Annotated in this window: 1 protein-coding gene; it reads right to left on the bottom strand. The window is 47.0% G+C overall.

Annotation, left to right across the window (positions count from 1 at the left end):
- Window positions 1-1,806: acyl carrier protein (locus tag GRP75_RS25970; RefSeq protein ID WP_237449202.1), on the bottom strand; the 1,806-nt coding region annotated here is incomplete at both ends.

Below are 1,806 nucleotides of genomic sequence, written 5' to 3'. Positions count from 1 at the left end.
GCTTGTACCGCAGCATACTATATTCATTATTTAAAATTCCAAGGTAAACCCCGCATTTTTTATTTCCCAACTGTGAGCCACTATAGCCTGCATCCTCAATTGCCTTATATGCTTCCTGCATAAAAATGCGCTGCTGGGGATCCATCCCTTCCGCCTCGGTAGGAGAAATATTGAAAAATAACGGATCAAAATATTCCATATCCTCTAAAACACCCAGCCACTTGCAATTGATTTTCCCCTCTTGCGCTGGACGAGGATCGTAATATTGGCTTACATCCCAACGGTCCTTCGGGATTTCAATAATGGAATTTTTGCCTAGAGCGAGATTATCCCAATATTGCTGCACATCTTCCGCACCAGGATATCTTCCCGAAATCCCGACAATTGCAATTACTTCTTTATTTTCCGAAGGCATAGGCGATGAATCTTCTGCTACCTTTACCAGGTGGAATGGCTCGGAATCCTCCTTAGACGATAGCCTTGGGGAACATTGCAGCGTGTCAGGTCCCTTCGAATGGACTTTCGCAATAGGCTTATCCGTGTCCGGGACTGTGCTCAAGGACTGTTGATTGGAGCTTCCTCCACGCTTATTGATTTCTTGTGCCAAATATGCAGCGAATTGGCGAATGGTCGGATAGTCGTAGACCTTGGTCGCTGCTATAGATGTACCATATCGTTTATTAATGTTTCGAACCCACTCTACGCCTATAATGGAATCTAGTCCGGTATCTATAAAGTTTTTATCCGCCTCAATCTCGCTCCGTTCCATATACAAAGCCTCAGCCAGGCTCACCGTCAGTTCTTCCTGTAACAGCTCTGCAGAGGCGCTGCACTCAGCCATGCTGGCCTGCGCCTGCTTTTCAAACGAAATCGGCATCAAATTCACCTGAATGGAAGCCTCTGCCGATTTCTCCGGCTCTAATGCAACGGAGGACGGTGAATACTCTGCTGGAGAATGATCCGAAATAGACTGGGCAGAGAATGGCGCAATTGATTTGCTCAACAATTCCTTCTCTACAAATTTGCTAAAATCCCGGATGGTTGGATAATCGTAGACTTTTGTCGCTGTTATGGCTGTATTGTAATGCTTATTAATGCTACGAACCCACTCTACGCCAATAATGGAATCCAATCCAAGATCAACAAAGTTTCTATCCGAATCGATATCGCTCCGATCTATATATAAAGCCTGCGCCAGGCTTGTTGTCAGCTCCTCCTGCAATATTTCCGCCGATATTGCAGGAGGAATAGACGACAGCGCTTCCGTCTTCTTCTCATCCTCTAATGTGTGCGATGTCTCCTCCAGTGAAGTTAACATGATCGTTGTCCCCTCCTGGTTGGCAGACTTGCTTAGGTGCGGCTGACGGTCCAACAAATTCGGTAAGGATATGGCGCTTGGTTTTTCAGAACTATTCAAAAAACCGGATTGTATTAGGGCTGTTGGCTGCATCGCATGAGTCTGGACGGGAATTGCCTTTTCCTGAGCTTCCGTAACAGCTCTTTCTACAGAAGAGACTCTTTCTACAAATGGGCTCATAATATCCGTGATCCAGTACCGCTCCCTCGCAAAAGGATAGGCCGGCAGGCTGATTCGTCGCGGCTTGGCATCCCCATAAAGCATGTTCCAATCCATCGACAGTCCCTTGACCCAGAGATCAACAACCTTCGAATATTTTCTTTTCCCTATCCAGGCAGCGATCGTTTTGTCCATGTCTTCATCTTCTACCAGCGCCGTCAGCGCCTCCTTATTCCGTTTGACCTGGCCCCGGTACAACTCAGGGATACCGTCCCGTCCTTCCAGGAATC

This window comes from Paenibacillus sp. OT2-17 (assembly GCF_009827695.1).
Taxonomy (GTDB): Bacteria; Bacillota; Bacilli; order Paenibacillales; family Paenibacillaceae; genus Paenibacillus; species Paenibacillus polymyxa_B.
This window is presented reverse-complemented; position numbering and strand designations above follow the sequence as displayed.